Annotated in this window: 23 protein-coding genes, 1 tRNA gene and 1 pseudogene; 13 read left to right on the top strand and 12 right to left on the bottom strand. The window is 71.3% G+C overall.

All coding sequences use genetic code 11. From position 1 onward, the window contains the following. Positions 1-248: 248 nt before the first annotated feature. Together ABZT18_RS20640 and ABZT18_RS20635 are read left to right on the top strand one after the other, a co-directional pair. A complete protein-coding gene (locus ABZT18_RS20640) occupies positions 249-689 on the top strand; it encodes an HPF/RaiA family ribosome-associated protein (protein ID WP_354996156.1) in 441 nt (146 codons plus the stop codon). 176 nt (positions 690-865) lie between these two features. Beyond that, positions 866-1,804 (top strand): annotated as a pseudogene (locus ABZT18_RS20635) (alpha/beta hydrolase); the annotation flags it as partial. 232 nt (positions 1,805-2,036) lie between these two features. Here the strand turns inward: ABZT18_RS20635 and ABZT18_RS20630 are convergent. Further along, complete coding sequence (locus tag ABZT18_RS20630; protein WP_354996157.1) at positions 2,037-2,741, bottom strand: hypothetical protein; 705 nt, start codon at positions 2,739-2,741, stop codon at positions 2,037-2,039. A gap of 158 nt (positions 2,742-2,899) precedes the next feature. On the opposite strand from ABZT18_RS20630, the gene ABZT18_RS20625 reads away from it, so the two are divergent. Together ABZT18_RS20625 and ABZT18_RS20620 are read left to right on the top strand one after the other, a co-directional pair. Then, positions 2,900-2,972: transfer RNA gene (locus tag ABZT18_RS20625), tRNA-Arg, on the top strand. Positions 2,973-3,147: 175 nt separating this feature from the next. After that, positions 3,148-3,627: a hypothetical protein gene (locus ABZT18_RS20620; RefSeq protein ID WP_354996158.1), complete on the top strand. Its 480-nt coding sequence runs from the start codon at positions 3,148-3,150 to the stop codon at positions 3,625-3,627. Between the two features lie 33 nt (positions 3,628-3,660). On the opposite strand, the gene ABZT18_RS20615 is transcribed toward ABZT18_RS20620, so the two are convergent. Continuing rightward, positions 3,661-3,963, bottom strand: a complete 303-nt coding sequence (locus ABZT18_RS20615; RefSeq protein ID WP_354996159.1) for a MerR family transcriptional regulator — start codon at positions 3,961-3,963, stop codon at positions 3,661-3,663. An 803-nt stretch (positions 3,964-4,766) separates the two neighbouring features. Here ABZT18_RS20615 and ABZT18_RS20610 point away from each other — a divergent pair. After that, a complete protein-coding gene (locus tag ABZT18_RS20610; protein WP_354996160.1) occupies positions 4,767-5,309 on the top strand; it encodes a PASTA domain-containing protein in 543 nt (180 codons plus the stop codon). Positions 5,310-5,563: 254 nt separating this feature from the next. Here the strand turns inward: ABZT18_RS20610 and ABZT18_RS20605 are convergent, their stop codons facing one another. After that, complete coding sequence (locus ABZT18_RS20605; protein ID WP_354996161.1) at positions 5,564-5,998, bottom strand: VOC family protein; 435 nt, start codon at positions 5,996-5,998, stop codon at positions 5,564-5,566. 137 nt (positions 5,999-6,135) lie between these two features. Then, entirely contained in the window at positions 6,136-6,690 is a 555-nt protein-coding gene (locus tag ABZT18_RS20600; protein ID WP_354996162.1) for a hypothetical protein, read from the bottom strand. Between the two features lie 105 nt (positions 6,691-6,795). Between ABZT18_RS20600 and ABZT18_RS20595 the strand changes: the two genes are divergently transcribed. The 6 genes from ABZT18_RS20595 to ABZT18_RS20570 all read left to right on the top strand — a co-directional run bounded on the left by ABZT18_RS20595 (position 6,796) and on the right by ABZT18_RS20570 (position 11,746). Continuing rightward, the gene (locus ABZT18_RS20595; RefSeq protein ID WP_354996163.1) at positions 6,796-7,290 is read left to right on the top strand and encodes a hypothetical protein; all 495 of its coding nucleotides are present in this window, start codon (positions 6,796-6,798) and stop codon (positions 7,288-7,290) included. 78 nt (positions 7,291-7,368) lie between these two features. Then, positions 7,369-7,764 (top strand): VOC family protein, encoded by a 396-nt coding sequence (locus ABZT18_RS20590; RefSeq protein WP_354996164.1) that lies wholly within the window; start codon positions 7,369-7,371, stop codon positions 7,762-7,764. A 118-nt stretch (positions 7,765-7,882) separates the two neighbouring features. Further along, on the top strand, positions 7,883-9,061 hold the full coding sequence (locus tag ABZT18_RS20585; protein WP_354996243.1) for an ATP-binding protein: 1,179 nt from the start codon (positions 7,883-7,885) through the stop codon (positions 9,059-9,061). A gap of 61 nt (positions 9,062-9,122) precedes the next feature. Then, positions 9,123-10,265, top strand: a complete 1,143-nt coding sequence (locus ABZT18_RS20580; RefSeq protein WP_354996165.1) for a hypothetical protein — start codon at positions 9,123-9,125, stop codon at positions 10,263-10,265. Next, positions 10,238-10,951 (top strand): response regulator transcription factor, encoded by a 714-nt coding sequence (locus tag ABZT18_RS20575; RefSeq protein WP_354996166.1) that lies wholly within the window; start codon positions 10,238-10,240, stop codon positions 10,949-10,951. The genes ABZT18_RS20580 and ABZT18_RS20575 overlap by 28 nt, the downstream gene beginning before the upstream one ends. Positions 10,952-11,023: 72 nt before the next feature. Then, positions 11,024-11,746 carry a hypothetical protein gene (locus tag ABZT18_RS20570; protein ID WP_354996167.1) on the top strand — a complete coding sequence of 241 codons (723 nt, stop codon included), beginning with the start codon at positions 11,024-11,026 and terminating at the stop codon, positions 11,744-11,746. On the opposite strand, the gene ABZT18_RS20565 is transcribed toward ABZT18_RS20570, so the two are convergent. From ABZT18_RS20565 to ABZT18_RS20545, 5 genes are all read right to left on the bottom strand, one after another. Next, positions 11,628-12,608 (bottom strand): DJ-1/PfpI family protein, encoded by a 981-nt coding sequence (locus tag ABZT18_RS20565; protein ID WP_354996168.1) that lies wholly within the window; start codon positions 12,606-12,608, stop codon positions 11,628-11,630. The genes ABZT18_RS20570 and ABZT18_RS20565 overlap by 119 nt on opposite strands. A 4-nt stretch (positions 12,609-12,612) precedes the next feature. Next, entirely contained in the window at positions 12,613-13,221 is a 609-nt protein-coding gene (locus ABZT18_RS20560; RefSeq protein ID WP_354996169.1) for an isochorismatase family protein, read from the bottom strand. An 81-nt stretch (positions 13,222-13,302) separates the two neighbouring features. Then, positions 13,303-14,055 (bottom strand): lysophospholipid acyltransferase family protein, encoded by a 753-nt coding sequence (locus tag ABZT18_RS20555; RefSeq protein ID WP_354996170.1) that lies wholly within the window; start codon positions 14,053-14,055, stop codon positions 13,303-13,305. Between the two features lie 95 nt (positions 14,056-14,150). After that, positions 14,151-16,211, bottom strand: a complete 2,061-nt coding sequence (locus ABZT18_RS20550; RefSeq protein WP_354996171.1) for a glycogen debranching N-terminal domain-containing protein — start codon at positions 16,209-16,211, stop codon at positions 14,151-14,153. Next, on the bottom strand, positions 16,211-16,582 hold the full coding sequence (locus tag ABZT18_RS20545) for an SCP2 sterol-binding domain-containing protein (protein ID WP_354996172.1): 372 nt from the start codon (positions 16,580-16,582) through the stop codon (positions 16,211-16,213). Before ABZT18_RS20545 ends, ABZT18_RS20550 begins: the two co-directional genes overlap by 1 nt. A gap of 199 nt (positions 16,583-16,781) precedes the next feature. On the opposite strand from ABZT18_RS20545, the gene ABZT18_RS20540 reads away from it, so the two are divergent. Next, positions 16,782-17,888 carry a crosslink repair DNA glycosylase YcaQ family protein gene (locus ABZT18_RS20540; protein ID WP_354996173.1) on the top strand — a complete coding sequence of 369 codons (1,107 nt, stop codon included), beginning with the start codon at positions 16,782-16,784 and terminating at the stop codon, positions 17,886-17,888. A 75-nt stretch (positions 17,889-17,963) separates the two neighbouring features. On the opposite strand, the gene ABZT18_RS20535 is transcribed toward ABZT18_RS20540, so the two are convergent. Next, positions 17,964-18,380: a CBS domain-containing protein gene (locus ABZT18_RS20535; protein ID WP_354996174.1), complete on the bottom strand. Its 417-nt coding sequence runs from the start codon at positions 18,378-18,380 to the stop codon at positions 17,964-17,966. Positions 18,381-18,485: 105 nt separating this feature from the next. Here ABZT18_RS20535 and ABZT18_RS20530 point away from each other — a divergent pair, with 105 nt between their 5' ends. Further along, positions 18,486-19,067: a nucleotidyltransferase family protein gene (locus ABZT18_RS20530; protein WP_354996175.1), complete on the top strand. Its 582-nt coding sequence runs from the start codon at positions 18,486-18,488 to the stop codon at positions 19,065-19,067. Between the two features lie 18 nt (positions 19,068-19,085). Here ABZT18_RS20530 and ABZT18_RS20525 read toward each other — a convergent pair whose 3' ends face one another. Next, complete coding sequence (locus tag ABZT18_RS20525) at positions 19,086-19,562, bottom strand: PPOX class F420-dependent oxidoreductase (protein ID WP_354996176.1); 477 nt, start codon at positions 19,560-19,562, stop codon at positions 19,086-19,088. Between the two features lie 176 nt (positions 19,563-19,738). Next, a complete protein-coding gene (locus ABZT18_RS20520) occupies positions 19,739-20,764 on the bottom strand; it encodes an aspartate-semialdehyde dehydrogenase (RefSeq protein WP_354996177.1) in 1,026 nt (341 codons plus the stop codon). Positions 20,765-20,870: the final 106 nt, after the last annotated feature.

Here is a 20,870-nt window from a genome sequence, read left to right as displayed (position 1 = left end):
GCGTCGAGGGCGACCGCCGCCAGCGACCGTCCCCGACCTGTGGACGACGAACCCACCTGTGGACAACGCCCTGATCACGCCCCTGATGTGGTACGGCTGACCCGCCCGGTAGGGCGTCGGCGGTTTCCGGGGCCGACCGAACTGGGTATGGATTTGATCAACGCACCACCGACAGCTCCACGTCGACGAGAGGTCAGCGCCATGATGATCACCACCATCAGCTCCGCGAACGCTTCCGAGGCGCGACGATGAGCGCCGTGGCAAACCCGGCCACCGTTGCTGAGTGCCTGCGGGTGGGCGCCGGGTTCTCGCAGGGCGACCGCAACTGGATCGCCGAGCAGTTCGCCACCCTCGACGCCCGGCTGGCCAGCTTCCACGCCGACGCCACCGAGCTGGAGGTGTCGGTGAAGGACCGCGAGGCCCGCGGCCAGAAGGTGACCCTGGAGTGCTGGATCGCCGGCCGGCAGAAGATCGTCACCACCTCCGCGGAGGAGGACCTGCACGCCGCGCTCAACGACGTCCGCGACGACCTGCGCCGCCGGCTCAACGACGCCAAGACCCGCCAGGAGCCCCGGCACAACAAGCACCTGCGCGACGTCCCGCAGCCCCAGGCCGACGTGGACCCAGCCGACGACCAGGAGCAGCTCCCCGCCGCCGACCCGAGCCGGGTCGACGCGGAAACGGCCTGACCCACGCCCCGTCCCCGCGATCTTGCACTTTCGGTCCCCAGAACGCGGCTTCTGCGCGTTTATGTCACGGCAACGAGTGCAAGATCGCGGGACAGGCGGGGTGGGTGAGCGGGGACGGGCGGGGTGGGCCAGGCGAGGGCTACCGCTGGGTAGGTTGGCGGCGTAGCGTCGCGTTCGTGGAACCGGACGTGTTGGGGCCGCCGTACGAGCGGCAGACGATCGACCTGGGCACCGATGACGAAGGGCCCGTCGTCGCGACCCTGGTCCGGCGGCGGGCGGAGCGCCCCACCGGGCGGGCCGTGCTCTACGTGCACGGCTTCGTCGACTACTTCTTCCAGACCCACCTGGCCGATTTCTTCGCCGAGCGGGGCTGGGATTTCTACGCGCTCGACCTGCGCAAATACGGTCGCAGCCTGCTCCCGGGCCAGACCCCGAACTTCTGCCGCGACATCAGCGACTACTTCCCCGAGCTGGACGCCGCCGCCGAGATCATCCGCAAGGACGACGGGCACGACACCCTGCTGACGATGGGCCACTCCACCGGCGGCCTGATCATCTCGCTCTGGGCGCACGCCCGCCGCGACACCGGCACCATCGACGGCCTGGTGCTCAACAGCCCGTTCTTCGACCTGAACGCCCCCTGGGCGGTGCGCCGACCCCTCGCGGCCGCCGCCTCCCGGCTGGGCCGCAGGGCGCCGCACCGCATCCTGCCGTTCGGGCTGGGCACGGTGTACGGCGAGAGCCTGCACGCCGACCACCGGGGCGAGTGGACCTACGACCTGGCGTGGAAGCCGCTGGCCGGGTTCCCCGTCCGTGCCGGCTGGCTGAACGCGATCCGCACCGGTCAACGCCAACTGCGCGCCGGGCTGGACATCCAGGTGCCGGTGCTGCTGGCCTGCTCGACCCGCTCGTTCCGGGGCACCAGGTGGCACGACAACGCGACCCTGGCCGACGCCGTGCTGGACGTCGAACACATGGTCCGGTACGCGCCCCGCCTCGGCCGCCACGTCACCCTGGCCCGCTTCGACGGCGGGCTGCACGACCTGACGCTCTCCGGCTCCGCCGTACGCCGAAAGGTCTTCGACGAGGTCGGCCGCTGGGCCGAGGCGTTCCTCGCCGCCGGCCCCACCGCCCCGGCCGACCCTGCGCCGGCTGACCTCGCACCAGCCGACCCTTCGCCGGCCGACCTCGCACTAGGCGACACCGTGCCGGCCGTCGAGGCCCCGACTGACACCGACCCGACCACTGGCGAGGCCCGACCGCCGGAGAGCCGACGTTCCACGGCCGACGCGGCAGGTGCGGCGACGCCCGGCGACTGACAGGCCGCAGGGCGGTGCGGGTCCCTGCTCAGACGTCGCCGGGCGTCACCGGGAGGACGGCTCGGATCCGGTCGAAGGTCGCCACCGGGTGACCGCCGTCGCCGGGGAGCACCAGGCCCAGGCAGTACAGCGACACCTCCCCGGTGGCGTCGGACTGGACGACGAAGACCGGCGCGCCGACGTACCCCGACGGCAGCTCCGTGGTGATCCGCACGGCGTCCCCGTCACGGACCACCCGCTCGATCGCCACCTCCAGGGGGCGCGACCCGTCTTCGCGTACCCCATGGGCCAGCACGAAAGCGGAACCGGCGTCGGCGCCGAGGCGGGCGACCACCTCGGGCCCGGCGGCGATCCCCGCAGGCACCGGCTGGACCCGCCACCGCCAGCCGCCGTCGCCGGCATACCGGTGCAGGCCGGCGGTCGGCAGCACCGCGACCCCATCGCCCGGGAAGCGGGCCCAGCCGGGCACGATCTCGACCTCGGAAACAACGGCTGGGGCGACCCCGGCCGGCTCGGTGACGCTCGCCCGCAGCCCCAGCTCACCACCGGGCGTGCCGACCAGGTCGACCGCCGTCAGCAGCGACTCCCCCACCGGGTCGTCGCCGGCCTGAAAGAAGAACGCGGTGCCGAAGACCAGGTCAGCGTCGTCCGATCGGTACGGCAGGATGGCGCGACCGACGATCTGGCACAGCTCGTAGGCGACGTCGTTCTCGGCGTCGGGATCCAGCAACACCAGCCAAAGGTACGGTCCGTGGACAGGCCGGTCCGTGGGAACCCGGATGCCGGCCAGTCGGTCTCCATGAGACCCTGCTCGGCGACGTGGATGCGGGCACCCTTTACCCCGCTGCGCGATGGGTCGGCGGTACCCTTCTGGCGCGACTTCCACGCCGCGCGCCCGTAGCTCAGCGGATAGAGCAGGGGACTTCTAATCCCAAGGCCGCAGGTTCGAATCCTGCCGGGCGCACCCACCGCACCGAGGGTCAGCGGCTCCCCGCTTCCGGCCCGAACGATCACCACAGCCCCGTACCGCCTTGCCGTAGACCTGCCCGAAGAGGAGGTCCGCCTCCCTTGGCGGCGGGGTTATATGTTCTCTCGGTCGCCCCACGAGTGGCGGCGTGACGGCCGATCGGGAGGCTTCTGTGGGTGTTCTGTACGACTACTTCCGCGGTTCTGACGACGAGGCTGTCGCCAAACTGATGGTCGCCACCGATGGCGGCCCTGTGGTGCGAGAGGGAGATTCCCCCGTCGTGGATGCCGTGGACGGCAAGGGGATCGATCCGCCCGTAGTCCTCGGCAAGGTCGTCTCGTTCGCTCTCGACGTGCCATGGGCCGCCGGCCTGGTCGGGGAACGACTTGTCTGGCCGGACGGCGCTCGCGAGGACCGTGAGTACGAAGGCCCCTGGGTCGTCGTACTGAGCGAGCGCGCCCGCGATGCTCTCGCCGAAATCCCCGATGACCGCTTGCCGGGCCTGGCCGAGCAGTGGTCACACATCGAGGAGCTGTCCCACTACAACGACACGCAGCCGGAGGTCATGCTGTCGCGCCTGCGGGAATTTGTTGGGCTGGCCCGCAGAGCACGCACGAGCGGGGAAAGCATCTACTGCTGGATCTGCCTCTGAAAAACGGTCGACAGCAACGGTTGCAGACAGCGCTCAGCCCTGCTGGTGGCGCTCGTTGCGCCGAAGGGCCTCTTCGAGTTGGTCCTCAAGAATGATGATCCGGCAGGCTGAGGCCATGTCGGTGCCCTGGTCGCACATCTCCCGGGCTCGCGCGGCCAGACGCAGTTGATAGCGGGAGTAGCGACGGTGCCCGCCACCGGAGCGCTGTGGGTCGATCAGTTTCGCCTCGCCGAGTCGGCGCAGGAAGTCCTGCGAGCAGCCGAGGATCTCGGCGGCCCGGCCCATCGTGTAGGCGGGGTAGTCCTCGTCGTCGAGCATGTCGTCGGATTGGGTCATGGAACCTCCATCACGAGGGCCCCGGTGCTCGAAAGCACCGGGGCCCAAGGGTTGTGGGTCAGGAACACCATCTACCGACAGAACGTCGGCTTGTCGTATCCGCACCAGCCGTCAAGGACGGCGTCAGGTGCGAGGATCGCATATGCGTGACCGAAGACCACCTCTCGTTCGATGGAAACTGCGGTGTCCGCGCCCAGCCCACGAATGCGGCTGACAGCGGGCGATCCAACGGTGTAATGCCCTCCCTTGCCTCTGATTTCCTTTGCTGTACTCCGTGCTGTCCGTCGGCGTCCGAGCCCCACGCGACTTCATGGCCCTGACACGTACGACGAACTTCCTGCCTCGGGTGAAGCCCTGAACCAGCCTCGGCCCCACCCGCTGTCACACCCGGTCGCGCATCACGCCCGGTTACCACTGAAAACCTCTCGTGCGTACTACCTCACTGCGGCATATTTCTGCCGCTGTGCCGAGCAGGACCTACACGTTCCCTGGCCCCGCTCCTTCGCCCTCGTGTGGGGCGGCGACGTCAGCGTCTTTGTTTGCTCCGTGTTCGACCTCAGGAACGTTAGCCGGCTACGGCGGGAATGTCTAGCGCTTGGCGCATAGATTTTCTGCGAGGGCGTACGTAGTCGTTCTCCATGCTCGGAGAGATCATCAGGAGAGCGTGGCCGGCGTCGACGGACAGCTCGACCTGAGCAGGGCGAGTAGCGGAGCCATCCGGGGACGAACGGGTGGCGTATTGGGCACTGGCCGTGACCGTGCGGTGGATTTCCCTCAGATGATCATGGGTGCAGGCTGGCCGCGTGACCTACCCTCCCCAACCTCATGCCACCCCTTCATTGCCTCCTCCACCGCCCGCGAAGCCACGTCTGTCGAAGGGCGCGATCATCGGGCTTGTCGTCGCTGGCCTCGTCGCACTGTGTTGCATCGGCGGGATCGTGGGAGCGATCGCCCAGGGTGCGAGCGATCAGAAGACTCCGGCGGCCGGACAGCCATTGGTTTCCCTTCCGCCGGCCGTCAGCACTCCGGCGGTGAGCAGCCCGGTCGTGACGACCCCGGCTGCTCCGGCGACCTCCGCCGCCCCGGCGAACTCTTCCGCGCCGCCGCCGACGCCCGCGGCGCCAGCCAAGGTGAAAATGCCGAACCTGGTCGGGCAGAACGCGCAGGTCGCGTACGAGACGCTGACCGATCTGGGCTTCACAAAGGTGACTTTCGGGTCGCAGGACGCCGATGACAAGTTGGTGCTGTACCCGCCGAACTGGACGGTTAAGAAGCAGAGCACGAAGGCTGGCGTGATGGCCGCTCCCGATCGCACGGTCGTGCTGACCTGCTCCAAGGAGGGTTAGCAGTGTGCGGATACCTTCCGGGGCAGTAAGAATCCCGGACGTGCTCGGGACAGATTCCAGCGATCAACGGATGATGCGTCTGGCCACGGCCTACATGGCACCCAAGCGGGGGAAGCTGCCCTGCGAAACGCCGCTAGGTTTGATTGGATCTGCGGGCAGGCCGGCCACCACGACGGCCTGCCCGCACATCCCGTCCCCGTTGCCGGTCCGGCCAGTGTTCAGCGCAGCCTGCCCATGGGCCGCGTAGTCGCCAATCAGGCCGCGGTTGCCGCCACGCAGAACTCGTTGCCCTCCGGGTCGGCCATCACCACGTGATGCCGGTCGTCCTCCTCCAGGACACGTCCGCCGGCCTGCACCAGCCTCTCGGCCTCCGCCCTGATCCGCGCCCACCGCTCGTCGGGACTACCGTGCCCCGGCACCCGGATGTCGATGTGGAGGCGGTTCTTCGCCGTCTTGGGCTCGGGCACGTTGAGGATGGAGAGGCGGGGGCCGACACCATCCGGGTCGCACAGCCACGCGGCGTGCTCAGGAAGGTCGTCCTCCGGCAGGTCGAACTGCGCGAGCCACTCCGCCCGTGTCGCGAACGGCGGTGGCGGCGGCTGATCGATGTAGCCCAGGGCCGTCTTCCAGAAGGAGGCGAGCACCTGCGCGTCGGTGGAGTCGAGTGTCAGGGTGATCTTGGCAGCCATACCGGGACCGTAGTGCGCACCTGTGACGTTCGCTTGCCAGCCCTGCCGGCTCAAACAGGCCCCAGCAGGGTTTCCACCCACACCATGTCCGCCCACTGTTGCGCGCATCCGGCGGCCTCGGCCGCCGGGGATTCGACCTACCTGACGGTACGGGTGTCCACAGTGGTCCACGGCAGCCCGGCCAGCGCGGCGCTCACCTCGGCGCGCGGCTTGCCGCAAGTGTCTGTCGGTAGGTACGGCCGCAGCCAGCGTCCCCGGTCGTCGAGCAGGGCCAGCCAGGGCGGGATGACCAGGTCGAGGGTGCAGGCGATCTCCCCGTCGGCCCGCTGGTTGGGCAGGCGCAGGGCGGCGAGCAGCGGCGCGATCTCGTCGGCGCGTCGCTCGGTGACGATCTGCTCCTGACCTCCGTCGGGGCCAGGCCGGATCCCCCGCCCGCAGAGCACGGCGGCGACCGAGGTGAAGGCGGGGTCGATGCGCCCGATCTTCGGTTCGACCACGGCCGGTGACGGCGCCCCCGTGTTCGGGACCGAAAACGCGTTGCCGGCCTGCGGTGCCGCTTCGGCGCACGACGTCCACATCTCGATGACCTGGGCCGGACCGGGCTCGTCCACCGGCCCGGTTTCCATGCCCGCGCACCCGCCCAACGCCACGCCGAGGAGCGCCACCGCCAGTACCGACCCACCCGAGCGCATCCGGCTCACCGCCTTCCCATCAGCAGAGATGGGACGGACGGCGAGCACGCTCGGTTCCGGCCAAGAGAAACGGAACCGACACCCGCCGTTCGGCGTCCCAGCAGGATGGACAACAGCGTCTTCCTGCGTGCCGCCGTCCTGAGTGTGGCGGCGGTCCTCGCCGTGGTGGGCTGCACCGGGCCGAGCGCGACGCCGGGTCCCCCACCGCCGAGCGCGGCACCGGATCCGTCGTCGCCGACGGCAGGTGCGCCTGCCGTCCGCCTCGTCGAGGAGCACCTGGCCAACCTGCACCTCTGGGTGAGCAACCAGTCGTTCAGGGACGACCCGGTCGTCCTCACGGTCAGCATCGACGGCACCGAGGTCATCGATCAACACTTCGCGGTCGAGGGCCAGCACAACTTCGTCCTGTTCCCAGTGAAGGTCCCACCGGGTCGCCACGTGGTGCGCGTCGTCTCGGGCACGGGCGTCGACATCCAGGAGAGCTTCGTGATGCCCGAGGCCGGGCGCCAGTACGCGGCGATCGACTACGTGAACGCCGTGGATGACCATGGTCGGGACGTCGGCTGGTTCATTCAGTCCACCCCGATCGCGTTCGCCTGAGTGACCGGCGAAGTGACGCGGGCGACCCGTGGGGACGCCGCCGGGTGAGCCCGGAGCGCCCGCCGGCAGGATGGCCGAATGGCACACCTGGGGCTTGTCGCGCTGCTGGTCAACGAGTACGACGAGGCGATCGACTTCTATGTCGGCGACCTCGGTTTCGAGTTGGTGGAGGACACCGTCCGACCGGACGGCTCACGCTGGGTGGTGGTCCGTCCGGCGGGCTCCCGGGAGACGGCGTTGCTGCTGGCCCGGGCGAGTAAGGCCGAGCAGCGTGCTCGGGTCGGGGACCAGACCGGCGGCCGGGTCGGGCTGTTCCTGTACACCGAGGACTTCGCCCGGGACCACGCCCGGATGGTGGCGGCCGGGGTGCGCTTCCTGGAGGAGCCGCGCCACGAGACGTACGGCTCGGTCGCGGTCTTCGCCGACCTCTACGGCAACCGGTGGGACCTGCTCCAACCTCGCAGCACAGGGTGATGAATTAGCGACACTCCGCTCACGGTCGGGCATCGCTCACGGTCGGGCATGCTATTGTCCGATGTCGATCTACGCCGCGCGGACCCGGACCGGGTCGTTGTCGGAAGGACACTTCCCGATGCCGGCCGTTGCCGCCTCAACCGTGCCGCCGCCCACGCTGGACAATCCGGCCGGCGGCGCATTCGGCCTCATCTTCACCACATTGCCGGCGTTGCTGCGGCTGACCTGCGGCCTGGTCGGTGCGGCGGTGGCCCTGTCGGTGCAGGCCCCGTCGGTCGAGCCAGCCGTGTTGCTGCCTGGTGTGGTCGCGCTGACCGGCTGGTCACTCTGGTACGCCCACCGCGCGTTGCGCCATGGGATCACCCCGGCCCTGGTCGCCGGTGACGTCGCGGTCACCGCGGTGGCCTGTCTCCTCATTCCCGTGCTGGTGGCACCCGGGGTGCTGCCCGGCGAGGGCAGTTGGATCGCGGTGCTGGCCAGCACCACGGTGATCAATGCGCAGGCCACTGCCCCGGCGCGCTGGTCCATCCCGGCCGGGCTGCTCGTCGTCGCCACGTACGTGATGGGCGCGCAGGCGGCCGGCAATCCCGTCGAGGCTCGGGCGCACGCGGCCACCCTGCTGGTGCAGACCGCCTGCACGGCGATGATGACGGCGGTGATGCGCCGACGGATCGGCCGTGCGGACGGCGCGTTCGTCGAACATCAGCGGCTGACCCGGGAGGCGTTGGTCGCGCGGGCCGCCCGCGACGCCGAACGCGAGCAGAATCGCGACCTGCACGACACGGTGCTCGGCACGCTCACCATGGTGGGGCTCGGCGCGGTGGCCGGGCCCTCGGCCGCCTTTCGCGAACGGTGTGGCGCCGATCTGCGTAGCCTCGTCGCGCTCACCAAGGTCGGCCCGGTGGCCGGCGACGGCCCGGTGCCGCTGGACGGGCGGTTGCGGGTGGTGGCGGGGCGGCTGCCCGAGCTTTCGGTAGATCTCGACCTGGCGTCGTGCGCGGTCCCCGCCGGCGTGGCCGACGCGATCAGCGAGAGCGCCTACGCGGCCCTGTCCAACGTGGTCCGCCACGCCCCGGGCGCGCGGGCCACACTGCGGCTGACCCGGCACGCGATCGCCGTCGTGGTCGAGGTCGTCGACGACGGCCCCGGTTTCGACCCGGCCACCGTCCCACCCCACCGGTACGGGTTGCGCGAGTCGATCGGCGGCCGGATGGCTGCGGTCGGTGGGCGGGCCGACGTGCACTCGGCAGTCGGCGCGGGCACGCGGATTCGACTGGAGTGGCCCGGTGTCGGCTGACCTCGGCGCCCCGGCGCCCCGCACCGCCTTATCGGAGGTCCCGGTCGGGATATCGGTCAGCGTGCCGGTGCCCCGGGAGCCGACGTCCACCGCGGGGCTCGCCGCGCCGGCTGCCGTGGCGCACGCATCCGACCGGGGAGCCCGGATCGTCGCCGTCGCCATCGCGCTGGCCTGGCACGTCGCGATCGGGCTGCCGGCGGTGCTGGCCGCGCGCGCGGAGTTCGCCGCGCCGGCGGTGGTGCTCGGCGGCTGGGTGCTGGTCGCGGTGGCCGGCGCGGTGGCCGGGGTGCGGCTTCTGCGCGGCGCGCCGCTGCTGCCATGGGCGTTCGCCGGGCTGCTGCTCGCCGTTGATGCGGCGGTCTTCGCCGCGGCCGGTGAGCAGCAGTTGTTCACCGCCGCCAACTGGGTGTGGGGCACGCTCGGCTGGTTCTTCGTGCTGGCGCTGTGGGGCCGGCGGGTCGTGGGGCTGATCGCGCTGCTGACCACGCACGCGTTGATCGCGCTGGTCGCCGTGCTCGGGCACGGCCACGACCCGGCCGACGTGGCCCGCTACGTGATGTACGTCTACGGCACGTTCTCGCTGCCGGTGGCGGTGTTCGTGGGCAGCACGACGATCGTCGGCATGGCTCGGGAACGGGCCGCTGTCTCGGCCGCCGGTCATGCGATGGCCGCGGAGCGGGATGCCGCCGAGCGTGCTCTTCGGGAACGCCGGGACCGGCTCGCGCTGGTCAGCTCGGCGGCCGGGCGGGTGCTCGGGGAGTTGGCCGCCGGTCAGGCCGACCCGGACGACCCGGAGGTGCAGCGCCGGTGCGTGCTGGCCGCAGCCCGGCTGCGCCGCCTGATCGCCGAGTCTGACGACGTGCCGGACCCGCTGCTGCACGAGCTGCGGGCCGCCGCCGACCTGGCCGAACGCAACGGCCTGCCGATCGACCTGGTCACCATCGGCACCCCACCGCCGCTGCCGGTGGAGATCCGGCGCCGGCTGGCCGACCCGCTCACCGGCATTCTCGCCGACGCCCGGGGCTGGGCCCGGCTGACCGTGGTCTCCGGCCCGAACGAGGTGGTGGTCAGCCTGGTCACGCCCGACCGGGAGGGTCCGGAGGCGACGGGCCCGCCACTCGGGGAGCACGACGACGGGCCGGTGCAGCACCTCTACGAACGGGACGGGGACATCAGATGGGCGCAGACCCGGTGGCGGCGGTGACCGGTGACCGGCCGATCGGGGTGGCGATCGTCGACGACCACCCGGTGGTGGTCGAGGGGGTTCGCGCCTGGCTCGCCACCGAGCCTCGGCTGACCGTGCTGGCCACCGGCGACGACCCGGACGAAGTGCTGCGAGTTGCGCCGACCGCCGACGTGGTTCTGCTCGACCTACGGCTGCACGGGCGGATGGCGCTGGACAAGTTGGCCGAGCTGAGCGCCGCCGGGCGACGGGTGGTGGTCTATTCGGAGCACACAGACCCGGAGACCATGCTCGCCGCGCTGGACGCCGGGGCGGTGGCGTTCCTGGCCAAGCACGAGGGACGGGAGCACTGCGTGGCGACCGTGCTGGCCGCCGCGAGTGACCGCCCGTACGTGCCGCCCGCGCTGGCCGGTGCGATGGTCGGCGACCCACGGCCGGACCGGCCGATGCTGTCCGACAAGGAGCGTGAGGCGCTGCTGCTCTGGTTCCAGTCGATGTCCAAGGCGTCGGTGGCCCGCCGGATGCAGATCAGCGAGCACACGGTCAAGCAGTACGTGGACCGTGCGCGGATCAAGTACACCCGGGCGGGGCGGCCAGCCGCCACAAAGGCGGCACTACTCGCCCGCGCGATCGAGGACGGCCTCGTCCGCCCGGAGGAGATTGGCATCTACCGGTCACAGGCGATGCACGACCGGCCGACCCCCTAACGGGCGTCATGACAGCGGTCGCCCGATCCGCAAGGCTTCACAGCACAGCCAGCTGACCGGGAGGTCGTGACGATGCACGCCGACGCGTCCCCCTTTTTCATCGGCCCCCACCGCTTCGATGCTCCGGACGACGATGTGGGGCCGACCCTTGATCGCCGCTACGACCTGCGTCCGGTGCCCGGTGAGCAGGTGCTCGGGCGGCACCGGCTACTGGTCGCGGGCTACCTGCTCGGGCCGAGCGAAGCGCGGCGCGGTTGGCGGCTGCCCGAGCCGGTCTCGGTGACCGTCACCGACCAGCGGATCTGCTGGGCAGGCAGCGGCTCGCAGTTGTCGCTGGTCGTCGACGACACGCCCCGGTCCCGACCGGCCGGCCGGCTGAACGGCCTGATGAGCGGGCAGATCCGCTGGCAGTGGCCGTCCCGGTTGGAGCTGCGGGCAGCCGAGCGGGACGCGTCGGCGCAGGTGCTGATCGTCTGCGACGCGTTGCGCACCATTCAGCAGCCGGCGTTGGCCCTCGGCGGGCCGCCCAGTGAAGTCGTCGCGCTGGCCCGGCAGGTTCGCCGGGCGGTGGCCATGTTCCGGCTCACCCGCCCGGAACTGGTCGACCTCTCGGGTCAGGAGCGCGACGTGCTGCTGCTGCGGGCCGGCCCCAGCCTGCTCGCCGGGGACACCCGGGTCACGCTGCCCGGCTCTCTGCCGGTGGAGTTCCACTCCCGGGACGACTACTACCGCTCGGGTCCAGAGCCGACCTCGTGGGGCGGGCTCGCAGGCGGCGCAGCATCCGGGCATCGGTGAAGCCGACGGTCCGCGCGGCGGCTTCCATGGTCGTGCCGTGCCCGATCAGGTGCTCGGCGCGTTCCACCCGCAGCAACTGCTGGTAGCCGAGCGGGGTGAGCCCCGTCGTCGAACGGAACAGCCGGGTCAGCGTCCGTTCGGCCACGCCGCCAGCGGCGGCCAGCTCGGCCAGTGGCAGCGGGTCCGCGTACCGGCTGTCGATCAGGTCCTGCACCCGGTGCACCGAGTCGGACAGGTGGGAGCGGTGCCGCATCATCGCGCTGGCCTGCGGCTCGTGCCCGTTGCGCCGGGCGTAGACGACCAGCGTGCGGGCGATCTTCGCAGCGGTCCCCGGGCCGTGCCGGGTGGCCACCAGGTGCAGCGCCACGTCGATGCCACTGGCGATGCCGGCCGAGGTGACCACCCGATCGTCGACCACGTACAGCACGTCGCGGATGACCAGGGCCGCCGGGTGTCGGCGGGCCAGGTCGTCCTGCACCTCGTGGTGGGTGGTGCAGCGTCGACCGTCGAGCAGGCCGGCCCGCCCGAGGGCGTACGCCCCGGCGCAGACGCTGGCCACGGTGCCGCCCGCCGCGTGATGGTCGGCCAGCCGCCGCAGGTCGCCGGGCGACACCGGCCCCTGCGGTCCGTGCGCCGATGGCCGCCAACCGGGCACGATCACCAGGTCGTCCGGGGTCAGCTCGGGCCACCGGGTGTCGGCGATCAGCGGTACGCCCTGCACGGTGGGCACCTGCTCCCGCTCGGCGACGTAGTGCAGCTGATAGTCGTACCCGAAGTCGGCGGCGCTGGAGAAGACCTGGGCCGGCCCGGCGAGATCCAGCAGATGCAACTGCGGGACCAGCAGGAAGACGACCCGGGACATCGCGTCAGCTCCGGGTGCCGGCGAGGGTCGCGCCGGTCACCTCGTCCACGGTGCGGATGGTCGCGAAGCGGCCAGCCAACACGTACTCGGTGCGGGTGACGATCTCCTCGTTGGTCAGGGTGCGCGGGTCGGCGAGGATCTCCGCGACCGTGGCGGTCGCCGGCAGGTCCCGGTGTGGGATGGGGAAGGTCAGCGTGGCGTCGGTGACGAAGGTCATCCGGTAGCCGAGATCCGAGCCGACCCGGGTGGTGGTCTCCACGCACTGCTCGGTGCGGATGCCACAGACGGTGAGGTCGTGGATGCCGGCCTCAGTGAGCAACTGCTGGAGATTCGTGGTGGTGAACGCGTTGTGCGCGGTCTTGACCAGCGTCGGCTCGCCCTCGGCCGGGACCAGCCCGTCGATCAGCCGGACGTGCCCGAGTGCGGGGTCGAACAACCCGCCCGTGCCGGGCTCGGAGTGCAGGACCCAGACCACCAGGTCGCCGCGCTCCCGGGCGGCGACGACCAGACGTTCGACCTGCCGGATCATGTCGGGGTTCGAGCCGTACGCCCAGATCGGGCGCTGGCGGAAGGATTCCTGGACGTCGATCACGACGAGTGCTGCTCTGCTCATGACTGAAGATCCTGACCGGATCGCGACCGCACCGGGAGACACCATCATGCCCAGATGCGGAACGATCCGGCCACCACGGCGTCAGGCGGTGGAGGTGCGGTGCTCGGCGGCGGCCTCCAGAGCGGCGGCCTCGTCCAGCGTGGGTGCGCTGCCCCCCAGGTGCGCGGGCTGCCACCAGGTGTCGTCCGGGCCGGCCGGCGCGTCCGGGTACTCCCGCTGGGCCCGGTCGACGAGCGCGCCCAGCCGGACGGTCAACTCGGCGGCCAGCACGTTCGGGTCCGGGAAGTCCGCCGGATTGATCGGCTCGCCGATCAGGATGGTGATCGGCGTGTGCCGGCGGGTGAGCGTACGCGGCCGACCCTTGGTCCAGAGCCGCTGCGTGCCCCAGAGCGCGACCGGCAACACCGGCACCTTCGCCGAGCGGGCCATCCGGACGGTGCCGCTCTTGAGCTCCTTGACGGTGAACGACCGGCTGATCGTCGCCTCGGGGAAGACGCCGACGACCTCGCCGCGCTTGAGCGCTTCCACGGCGGTGCGGAACGAGGCCGCGCCGGCCTCACGGTCCACCGGGATGTGCTTCATCCCGCGCATCAACGGGCCGCCGATCCGGTGCGCGAAGACCGACTTCTTGGCCATGAACCGAACCAGTCGACCCGACTCGTTCGCGCCCAGGCCGGCGAAGATGAAGTCGAGGTAGCTGACGTGGTTGCTGGCCAGCACCGCCCCGCCGGTGCGGGGTACGTGGTGGGCGCCCTCGATGGTGATCTTCAGGTCGAGGACCCGGAACATCGTCTTGAGGGAGGCGATAACGGGCGGGTAAACGAGCTCCGGCATCCGCAGAATCTACCCTGCCGCTCTGTGGATCGCCTGGGTGGAGAGCCGGCGGCGGCGCGGGGCTGCGCGCCACCGCCGGTTCTTCGTCGAGCTGGTCAGTCGGCGAGGTTGTCCAGGTCCAGTCGGCCCCGGGCGAACGCGTCCACCCGACCCCAGCGACCCGGGATGTCCAGCACCTCGATCCGGCCCATCCCCACCGGCAGCCGCGGCTCGACCGCCAGATGACCCTCGTGCGGCTCCAGACCGAGCATGGTGCGCAGCAGCAGCAGCGGCGTACCGGTCGACCAGGCCTGTGGGCTACACGCCGTCGGGTACTCCACCGGGAACTTGGTCAGCTCCCGTGGGTAGCCGCCGAACGCCTCCGGCAACCGGCCATCGAAGTAGGTGGCCGCATCCAGGATGCCGCTGGCGATGGTGGCGGCCTCCTCGGCGAAGCCGTACCGGCGCAGGCCCCAGGCGATGAACGAGTTGTCGAACGGCCAGATCGTGCCGTTGTGGTAGCCGATCGGGTTGTATCGGACCTCCCCCTCGGCCAGCGTGCGTACGCCCCAGCCGGTGAAGAGCCGCGGCCCCACCAGGTGCTGCGCGATCTTCTCGGCTCGCTCCTGGTCGACGATCCCGCTCCACAGCAGGTGGCCGATGTTCGAGCTGAGGATGTCGCACTGGCGGCCGTCCGGGTCCAGGGCCAGGGCGAAGTACTCGCCGTCGGCCACCCACCAGTCCCGGTTGAACCGCTCCTTCAGCTGCATCGCCTCCCGCTCCAACTGGTCGGCGAACTCCGGGTCATCCCAGAACTCGCGGGCCATCCGGGCCGCGCGGATCTTCGCGTCGTACGCGTACCCCTGCACTTCGCACGTGGCCCGCGGGAACGGCGGCAGCGTGCCGTCGGAATAGGAGATCGAGTCCCAGGAGTCCTTCCAGCACTGGTTCTCCAGGCCGGTGTCGGTGTTGCGCCGCTCGTACCAGATGTAGCCGTTGCCGACCAGATCGGCGTAGTTGTCGATCCACCTCAGCGCCGCCCGGGACTCCCGCTCCAACTCCTTGACCAGCGCGCCGTCACCGGTCCACCGCTCGTACTCGTCGAGCAGCACGACGAACAACGGCGTCGCGTCCACCGAGCCGTAGTACGGCGAATGCGGCTGCTCCTCGAAGGCGGCGGTCTCGCCGTAGCGCATCTCGTGCAGGATCCGCCCTGGGTCCTCGTCCCGGAAGTCGTCGAACCGACTGCCCTGTAGGGAGGCCAGGACGCGCAGCGTGGTCTTGGACAACTGCGGCGTGAACGGCAGCGTCTGCAGGCAGGTGAGGATGCTGTCCCGACCGAACATGGTCATGAACCAGGGCAGGCCGGCGGCCGGCAGGGTGGCACCGCCCAGCGACAACGGTGAGAAGCGCAGCGCCGCCAGGTCGATCAGGCTGCGGCGGTACGTGCTGGCCACCCGGCCGTGCTCACTGTTGACCTTGGGGGCGTCGGCGATCCACTGCTCCAGATCGTGCTGGAGGGCGAGCCGCTCGGTGCCGTGCACCCGCAGTCCGAAACGCAGGTCCCGGCCGCCGGGTCCGACGGCGTGCGTCTGGACGTCGATCGAGGCGTCCCACTGCTCGTTGGGCTCCAGGTGGACGGTGTACGCGAACCCCTTGCTGTCGTACCGGGCCGACATCGACGACGAGATGACCGTTTCCCGCCGGAAGTTGCCCCGCCGGTAGCCCAACCGCAGCCTGTCCGACTCCACCTCGGTGTAGATCTCGCCCTTCTTGTTCAGAATCTCGTCCTTGACCTGGAACAGGTCGGCGAAGTCCGACGCCGCGTCCATCCGGACTTCCAGGTCGACCGGCTTCTCGTCGTGGTTGAGGATGGTGAGCTGCTCCCGAAAGCTGCCACCCACCGCGCGCTCCCGGATGATCGACAGCTTCGCGTCCACGTAGTGCGTGGCCATCCCCGGGACGAGGAAGAACCGCGACTCGAAGTACTGCAGGTCGTCGAAGGAGAGCGAGTTGAGCCGCTCACCGTTGACGGTCAGCACCCAGGTCGACAGGAATCGGGTGTCGATGGAGAAGAGCCCGGTCGGTTCGCTCGGCGTCGCCTCGATGTCGCCGGTGTCCTCGCAGACGACGAAGGTGTTGCCGTCGAGGATCCGGACCGTGTTGCTCTGGCCCATCAGTGCACCTCACCCACGAAGCGGCGACGGGGTCCACGGGCATCCGGGGGCCCCGGGAAGATCCGTTCCACCTGCACCACCAGCCGGGCGTCGCCCGTCACCGTCATGTCCCCGCGAAACAGGGCGGCCAGGCCGTGCTCGCGGCCCGAGGCGATGTCGTCGAAGAGCGCCGGGCTGGCCCCGATCACCGTGTCGGCCTCCTGGTCCTCCTGACTCACGTTCAGCTGGCCGTGGTCGATCCTCAGCAGCCAGTGCCGGGTCTGCGCCCCCTCGTGCAGGTCGATGCGCAGTGTCCCGGAGGTCTTCGCCAGCAGGGGTTCGTACCCCCGCCGGTCCAGGTCCTCGAAGAACCTCGTGGTCGCGTCCACCATCGGGTCCACTCCTCCCAGTTGCCGGGCCCGGGATCCGACCCACCGCGCTCGCGTCGGGCGGACGGCCGGCTTACACGTCCCCGCACGGGTCCCCGCCGGTTCCGCGGTCAACCTCGCCCGGATCGGGTGAACGGCCGGGCGGTGTCGGACGAGCCGGGTAGCGTGCCGGGCCAGACGGGACGACCCGGACGGGAGACGCATGACCAGGCAGATGCCAGAGGTCGACCGGCGGCAGGTGCTCGCCTACCGGGTGGCGGCCCAACAGCTCGACCGCTCCGCCGACCGGCGACCGGGCGATCTGGCGGTGCTGACGCTCGGCGTTCAGGACACGCCCTACGGCACGGCCCGGCAAGCGCTGGCGACCCGGGGTGCGACCGGGCCGGACGAACGTCTGGAGCTGGTCTGGTCGATCCGCGGCGCCCCACACCTGCACCGCCGGGCCGAACTGCCGGCGCTGGCCGCGGCGCTCTGGCCGCTCAGCGACACCGACGCCACCCGGCGGATCCCGGGCCAGATCGGCGCGGGGGCGCGGCTCGGGCTGGCCGCGTTCCGGGCCACGGCCGAAGCGTTCCAGTCGGTGGTCACCTCCGAGTTGGAGCGCGGCGTGGTCAGCCGGGCCGTCTCCGACCGGGTGCCCGTCGAGCTGACCTACGACTGCCGGGCGTGCGAGGCCAGGCACATCTCCGGTGCGGTGTTCCAGCAGGCCGGTCTCGCCGGCGGGGTGCGCCTCGTGGTGTCCGGCCGGGCCGCCCGGCTCGCCCCTCTGCCCGACTGGTCAGGTCCGCCCGTCGCGGCGGCGCACACCGGTGAGCTGGTCATGACGTACCTGCGGCTGCTCGGCCCGGCCACCCCGGCCGACGCCGCCGGCTTCCTCGGCACCTCGACGACGGAGCTGCGTCGGGTCTGGCCGGCGGGCCTGGCCGAGGTGCGGGTCGACGGGCGGGCCGCCTGGCTGCCGGCCGACGCGCTCGACTCGTTGACCGGCGCGTCCGCGCCACGGCTGGTGCGGCTGCTGCCGCCGGGCGACCCCTTCCTCGCCGGCCGCGACCGTGACCTGCTCGTGCCGGAGCGGGAGCACCAGCGGCAGATGTGGCGGGCGATCGGCAATCCCGGCGCCCTGCTGGTGGACGGCGAGGTGGTCGGCACCTGGCGGGCGCGGCAGGCCGGAAAGGGGCGGCTGGAGCTGACGGTCAGCCCGTGGTCGGCGCTGTCGGCCCGGATCCGGCGGGAGGTCGACGCCGAGGCCGCGACGGTGGCCGCCGCTCGCGCCGCCACCGACGTGCGGGTCCTGGTCGACCAGTCCTGACCACTCAGCCGGGTCCGGACGCCGCAGCGCCGGCCCTCCCACGAGGGGAGAACCGGCGCGCCCGCGGCGGACGGGTCAGTTGTTCGGTTCGTCGGCGCTGATGTCCGCCAGCACCGACTGCGGTTCGCGCTCGACCGCGAGGTCACCCATCGAGACCAGACCGACCAGGCGCCCGTCGTCGATCACCGGCAGCCGGCGTACGGCGTAGGTGCGCATCAGGTCCGCGGCGGCCACCGCGTCGTCGTACTGGCTCACGGTCACCACATCTCGGGTGGTGATCTGGCTCAGCCGGGTCGAGCCCGGGTCCATGTTCTCGGCGACACCCCGGACCGTGATGTCCCGGTCCGTGACGATGCCGACCACGCTGTCGCCGTCGGTCACCACCACGTCGCCAATCGCGCTGTCACGCATCTCCTGCGCCGCTGCGATGAGCGTGTCGTTGCCGTCCATCGTCACCAACCGGGTCGTCATGAACTCTCCGACCGTTGTCATGGTGCTCCCCTCTCGGTGTCGGCACGCCCGTCTACCCGCCGCCAGGGGCGGGGTAACGCGGGTGGCCGGCCGAGCGGCCCGCGCTCCGCCGCCTACGGTGGGCGGATGGTGACGGGTGAGCACGAGCTGCGGGAGCTGGTCGCCGGCAGCGGCTGGCTGACCCGGGCGCTGACCGTGGTGCGCGATTCCGGCCTACCGGACGCCTGGATCGGCGCGGGGGCCCTGCGCGACCTGGTCTGGGGCGAGCGTTACGGCGACGGGTTCGACCCGGCGACGGTCCGGGACGTGGACGTTGTCTTCTTCGACCCGACGGCGCTGAGCCGCGAGGACGACCTCCGGGCCACCGCCCGCCTGACGGCGGCCTGGCCGGAGCCGCCGTGGGAGGCGCGCAACCAGGCGGCCGTGCACACGTGGTACGCGGCGAAGTTCGGTGGCGACCCGATCGCCCCGTACCGCAGCGTGGCCGAGGCGGTCGCCACCTGGCCGGAGTACGCCACCGCCGTGGCGGTTCGGCTGGACCGGGCCGACCGGCTGGCGGTCTGCGCCCCGTACGGCCTGACGGACCTGTTGGGCGGGGTGTGGCGGCACAACCCCGCCCGGGTGGATGTCGCCCGGTCCCGGCAACGGCTGGCCCGGCACCGGCCGGCGCAGCGTTGGCCCGGTGTGACCGTGATCGAGCCGGGCTGACCGACACAGTCGGTCGCGTCAGCCTCGGGGCGGCATGCCGTAGATGCGCTCCACGTGCAGGCGCAGCACCAGTCGCCGCTCGGTGACCATGGCCTGCCGGTAGTCGTCCCAGTCCGGGTGTTCGCCGCTCAGCGACCGGTAGAGCCCCACCAGCTCCTCAACGGTCTCGTCGCCGGGCTCCGTGGCCGACGCGGTCAGCTCGGCGCGCCCCTCGACCACCGCGTACGCCCAGCCGTCCGCACTGCTGACGTGGAAGCTGGCCCGCGGGTCCCGGCGCAGATTGGCGGTCTTGGCGCGGTCGTCGGTGACCGAGACCCGGATCAGCCCCGCCTCGCGGTCGAACGAGTAGACCACTGTGGACATCTGCGGCCGACCGTCGCGCTTGAGTGTCGCCAGCACGCCCATCGAACGGCCGGCGATCAGGTCGGTCAACGCCTGCTGGGTACGGTCGTCCGGCACGGCTTCCTCCAGGTGACACGGGGTCGGTTCGTCCATCCAAGCACGACCGGCCGGCCGCCGCGCAGGGCTTGCCCGGCGCCCGCACCCCGCCCCTGCCGCACTCGCCGACCCGCATCCCGCCATGCTGCGTACGGCGATCAGCGTCCGCCTCGCCGGAACAGACCGAGGCCCCCGCCGGGTTGCCGGCAGGGGCCTCGGAGTGACGGCGACGGTCAGCGACGCTCGGCGGCGACCAGCTCGGCGATCTGCACCGCGTTGAGCGCGGCACCCTTGCGGAGGTTGTCGTTGGAGCAGAACAGCGCCAGCCCGTACTCGACGGTCTCGTCGGCGCGGATCCGTCCCACGTAGGTCGGGTCCTGCCCGGCAGCCTGCAACGGCGTCGGTACGGCGGTCAGCGCGACCCCGGGAGCGTCGGCGAGCAGTTCGTGGGCCCGCTGCGGGGTGATCGGCCGGGCGAACCGGGCGTTGATCTGGAGCGAGTGGCCGGTGAAGACCGGCACCCGGACGCAGGTGCCGGAGACCAACAGATCGGGGATCTCCAGGATCTTGCGGCTCTCGTTGCGCAGCTTCTGTTCCTCGTCGGTCTCGAACGAGCCGTCGTCGACGATCGAGCCGGCCAGCGGGAGCACGTTGAAGGCGATCGGCTCGGCGAACGAACGCGGCGCGGGGAATTCCACGGCCGAGCCGTCGAAGGCCAGCCCGGCGGCGTGCTCGGCGACCTTGCGGACCTGCTCGTCCAGCTCGGCGACGCCGGCCAGCCCGGCACCGGAGACTGCCTGGTACGTCGAGACGACCAGGCTGACCAGGCCGGCCTCGGCGTGCAGCGGGCGCAGCACCGGCATCGCGGCCATCGTGGTGCAGTTGGGGTTGGCGATGATGCCCTTCGGGCGGTCGAGGGACGCGTGCGGGTTGACCTCGGCGACCACCAGCGGCACCAGCGGGTCCATCCGGAACGCCGAGGAGTTGTCGATCACCACGGCGCCGGCCTCGGCCACCCGGGGGGCCAACTCCTGGGCGGTGCCCTTACCGGCCGAGAAGAGCACGATGTCCAACTCGGAGTAGTCCGCGGTCGCGGCGTCCTCGACGGTCACCTCGCCGTCCCGCCAGGGCAGCGTCCGCCCTGCTGACCGGGCCGAGGCGAACAACCGCACCTGCTCCGCCGGGAACTCCCGTTCCGCCAGCACCTGCCGCATCACGCCACCGACCTGGCCGGTGGCCCCCACAATGCCGATCCTCATGCCCGCGAGGCTACCCAGCCCACCCCCACAACCGGGAGCCCTTTCCCACCACTCCCGCGTCACACCTCACCACCCTCACGGCCCCACCCACCTCACCCCGCCTCCC

It is taken from the genome of Micromonospora sp. NPDC005291 (assembly GCF_040607415.1).
Lineage (GTDB): Bacteria > Actinomycetota > Actinomycetes > Mycobacteriales > Micromonosporaceae > Micromonospora.
The sequence above is the reverse complement of the archived record's forward strand: the minus strand, read 5'-3'. Positions and strand labels throughout refer to the sequence as shown.

Bases quoted from the DNA above. Each gene is read 5' to 3' on its own strand.
- ABZT18_RS20550 (WP_354996171.1), bottom strand. From the start codon at position 16,211: ATGGGCCAGAGCAACACGGTCCGGATCCTCGACGGCAACACCTTCGTC.
- ABZT18_RS20535 (WP_354996174.1), bottom strand. From the start codon at position 18,380: ATGACAACGGTCGGAGAGTTCATGACGACCCGGTTGGTGACGATGGAC.
- ABZT18_RS20640 (WP_354996156.1), top strand. From the start codon at position 249: ATGAGCGCCGTGGCAAACCCGGCCACCGTTGCTGAGTGCCTGCGGGTG.
- ABZT18_RS20605 (WP_354996161.1), bottom strand. From the start codon at position 5,998: ATGGCTGCCAAGATCACCCTGACACTCGACTCCACCGACGCGCAGGTG.
- ABZT18_RS20595 (WP_354996163.1), top strand. From the start codon at position 6,796: ATGGACAACAGCGTCTTCCTGCGTGCCGCCGTCCTGAGTGTGGCGGCG.
- ABZT18_RS20575 (WP_354996166.1), top strand. From the start codon at position 10,238: ATGGGCGCAGACCCGGTGGCGGCGGTGACCGGTGACCGGCCGATCGGG.
- ABZT18_RS20560 (WP_354996169.1), bottom strand. From the start codon at position 13,221: ATGAGCAGAGCAGCACTCGTCGTGATCGACGTCCAGGAATCCTTCCGC.
- ABZT18_RS20525 (WP_354996176.1), bottom strand. From the start codon at position 19,562: ATGGACGAACCGACCCCGTGTCACCTGGAGGAAGCCGTGCCGGACGAC.
- ABZT18_RS20600 (WP_354996162.1), bottom strand. From the start codon at position 6,690: ATGCGCTCGGGTGGGTCGGTACTGGCGGTGGCGCTCCTCGGCGTGGCG.
- ABZT18_RS20585 (WP_354996243.1), top strand. From the start codon at position 7,883: ATGCCGGCCGTTGCCGCCTCAACCGTGCCGCCGCCCACGCTGGACAAT.
- ABZT18_RS20545 (WP_354996172.1), bottom strand. From the start codon at position 16,582: ATGGTGGACGCGACCACGAGGTTCTTCGAGGACCTGGACCGGCGGGGG.
- ABZT18_RS20530 (WP_354996175.1), top strand. From the start codon at position 18,486: ATGGTGACGGGTGAGCACGAGCTGCGGGAGCTGGTCGCCGGCAGCGGC.
- ABZT18_RS20570 (WP_354996167.1), top strand. From the start codon at position 11,024: ATGCACGCCGACGCGTCCCCCTTTTTCATCGGCCCCCACCGCTTCGAT.
- ABZT18_RS20615 (WP_354996159.1), bottom strand. From the start codon at position 3,963: ATGACCCAATCCGACGACATGCTCGACGACGAGGACTACCCCGCCTAC.
- ABZT18_RS20565 (WP_354996168.1), bottom strand. From the start codon at position 12,608: ATGTCCCGGGTCGTCTTCCTGCTGGTCCCGCAGTTGCATCTGCTGGAT.
- ABZT18_RS20590 (WP_354996164.1), top strand. From the start codon at position 7,369: ATGGCACACCTGGGGCTTGTCGCGCTGCTGGTCAACGAGTACGACGAG.
- ABZT18_RS20520 (WP_354996177.1), bottom strand. From the start codon at position 20,764: ATGAGGATCGGCATTGTGGGGGCCACCGGCCAGGTCGGTGGCGTGATG.
- ABZT18_RS20540 (WP_354996173.1), top strand. From the start codon at position 16,782: ATGACCAGGCAGATGCCAGAGGTCGACCGGCGGCAGGTGCTCGCCTAC.
- ABZT18_RS20555 (WP_354996170.1), bottom strand. From the start codon at position 14,055: ATGCCGGAGCTCGTTTACCCGCCCGTTATCGCCTCCCTCAAGACGATG.